This window comes from Acidisphaera rubrifaciens HS-AP3 (genome assembly GCF_000964365.1).
Classification (GTDB): domain Bacteria; phylum Pseudomonadota; class Alphaproteobacteria; order Acetobacterales; family Acetobacteraceae; genus Acidisphaera; species Acidisphaera rubrifaciens.
The window spans coordinates 1-1,966 of the sequence record NZ_BANB01000124.1 but is presented as its reverse complement, the minus strand read 5'-3'; the positions used below and the strand labels follow the sequence as shown (position 1 = coordinate 1,966).

At 70.4% G+C, this 1,966-nt stretch carries 4 protein-coding genes; all 4 read right to left on the bottom strand.

Features of this window, described 5'->3' with window-relative positions; translation table 11 throughout:
• Nucleotides 1–298 precede the first annotated feature (298 nt).
• Nucleotides 299–547: a twin-arginine translocase TatA/TatE family subunit gene (locus B8460_RS04795; RefSeq protein ID WP_048860440.1), complete on the bottom strand. Its 249-nt coding sequence runs from the start codon at nucleotides 545–547 to the stop codon at nucleotides 299–301.
• Nucleotides 548–680: 133 nt separating this feature from the next.
• Complete coding sequence (gene thiG, locus B8460_RS04790) at nucleotides 681–1,460, bottom strand: thiazole synthase (RefSeq protein WP_048860439.1); 780 nt, start codon at nucleotides 1,458–1,460, stop codon at nucleotides 681–683.
• A complete protein-coding gene (gene thiS / locus B8460_RS04785) occupies nucleotides 1,460–1,666 on the bottom strand; it encodes a sulfur carrier protein ThiS (protein ID WP_048860438.1) in 207 nt (68 codons plus the stop codon). Before thiS ends, thiG begins: the two co-directional genes overlap by 1 nt.
• A partial coding sequence (locus B8460_RS04780) for an FAD-dependent oxidoreductase (protein WP_048860437.1) occupies nucleotides 1,663–1,966 on the bottom strand: 304 nt, incomplete at its 5' end. The genes B8460_RS04780 and thiS, both read right to left, overlap by 4 nt.

Below are 1,966 nucleotides of genomic sequence, written 5' to 3'. Positions count from 1 at the left end.
CGAATGTCCCTCCATCCAGAGCGCCCTGAGCCGGACGATGACGTCGTCGGTCCACTCCATCTCGTGGTGCTCCCTCGCTGCGGCCACAAGATACGGTATGGACAAGCCGTTGCGCCCGCAACGGAAGTTACCGGTCTAGCTACAAAAAGTTGTGGAAAAGCCGGGGGTGCCGCCACAAGCCGTTGATTCGGGCGTCCCGCGCGGCATGACGGGACCGGTACAAACGAAAGGGCACGGCGTGGGACCGTGCCCCCAAGGCATGTCGACGCGCGCCGCGGATGACGCGGCGGGCGAAATGTCAGCTGTGATGGACGGCGCTGGTCTGCGTGGTCTGGCTGCCGGGCTGCACGCCGGGACCGGAGATCGTGCTCGTGGGCTTGTCGGCGCTTGCCTCCATCGACACGTCGCCGTCGTCGGCCATGTTCTTCTTGAAGCTCTTGATGCCCTTCGCGAAGTCACCCATCAGGTTGCTGACCTTGCCACTGCCGAACAGCAGCAGGACGACCAGCAGAACGACCATCCAGTGCCAGATGCTGAAGCTACCCATACTTTCCTCCTTGCGGATTGCGGAGTGTCCGCCGACGGGCCGGAGCCTCTAGCGCCGGTCTAACTCCACCCAGATGTGGCAAGGCCCGGGCAGGCATGCAAGCGATGTTTCGTGGCCGCCCCGCCCCGCGCCCTCACGAACCGAGCAGTCCCAGTTGCGGGCTGGACGGTTCCGCCTGCGTGCGCACCGGAATGCGGCCCGCCAGATGAGCGTCCCGGCCCGCATGCACCGCCGCGGCCATGGCGGCGGCCATGCGCACCGGATCGCGGGCACGCGCCACCGCCGTGTTCAGCAGCACGCCCGCGCAACCCAGCTCCATCGCCCGCGCAGCGTCCGACGCCGTCCCGATGCCGGCATCGAGGATCACCGGCACGGCGCTGGTAACGCAGATGCGCTCGATCATGTACGGATTGACGACGCCGAGCCCGGTGCCGATAGGCGCACCGAGCGGCATCACCGCCGCGGCGCCCGCATCCGCGAGCTTGCGGCACACCACCGGATCGTCGGTGCAATACGGCAGCACGGTGAACCCCTTGCCCACCAGTTCCTCGGTCGCGCGCAGAAGCTGTTCGACGTCGGGATAGAGCGTCTCGTTGTCGCCGATCAGTTCCAGCTTGACCCAGTCGGTGCCCAGCGCCTCGCGCCCCAGTTCCGCCGTCAGCACGGCATCGCGCACCGTCGTGCAGCCGGCCGTGTTCGGCAGCAGCACCCGCCCGGCGAGCACGTCGACCAGGCTTTCGGCATAGCCCGCGAGGCTGATGCGGCGCACCGCGACCGTGACCATCGCGGGGTCCGCCGCCTGCACCGCGTCCAGCAGGACCTGCTGGTTCGGGTAGCCCGCGCTGCCGAGCAGCAGCCGCCCGCCGAAGCGGCGGCCGGCGATGACCAGCCCGTCCTCCGCCATCGTTGCCATCATCCGCCTCCCACGATGCGCAGGATCTCGATGTCGTCGCCCGGCGCCACGGTCTGCGTCGGCCACGCCGAGGCCGGCACGACCGCGCCGTTGATCGCGACCGCGCAGCCGCGCGTCTGGCGCACGCCATGCGCCGCCAGCAGCGCGGCCAGGCCGCCCGCCGGCACGTCCTCGTCCTTGCCGTTGACCCGGATCGTCGCCTTCATGCCAGCACCTCGTGCCTTGCAAAGCGCGCCGCCGCGAAGGGCTGCGCCGCCGCCTCCAGCCCGCCCTCGCGCACGGCGCGCGCGATGATCTCGGCCGTGACCGGGGCAAGCAGGATGCCGTTGCGGTGATGCCCCGTCGCCACCAGCAGCCCGTCGAGACCGGACGGGCCAAGCAGCGGGGCGTCGTCGCGCGAGCCCGGCCGGTGGCCGACCCAGACCTCGTCGAGCGGCAGATCCTCCACCGCCGGCACCGCGCGCCACGCACCGTCGAGCAGCGACAGCACGCCGCCGGCGGTGGGC

What these genes read in the sequence shown, in the direction of transcription:
- B8460_RS04795 (WP_048860440.1), bottom strand. Translation starts at nt 547, where the DNA reads ATGGGTAGCTTCAGCATCTGGCACTGGATGGTCGTTCTGCTGGTCGTC.
- thiG (WP_048860439.1), bottom strand. Translation starts at nt 1,460, where the DNA reads ATGGCAACGATGGCGGAGGACGGGCTGGTCATCGCCGGCCGCCGCTTC.
- thiS (WP_048860438.1), bottom strand. Translation starts at nt 1,666, where the DNA reads ATGAAGGCGACGATCCGGGTCAACGGCAAGGACGAGGACGTGCCGGCG.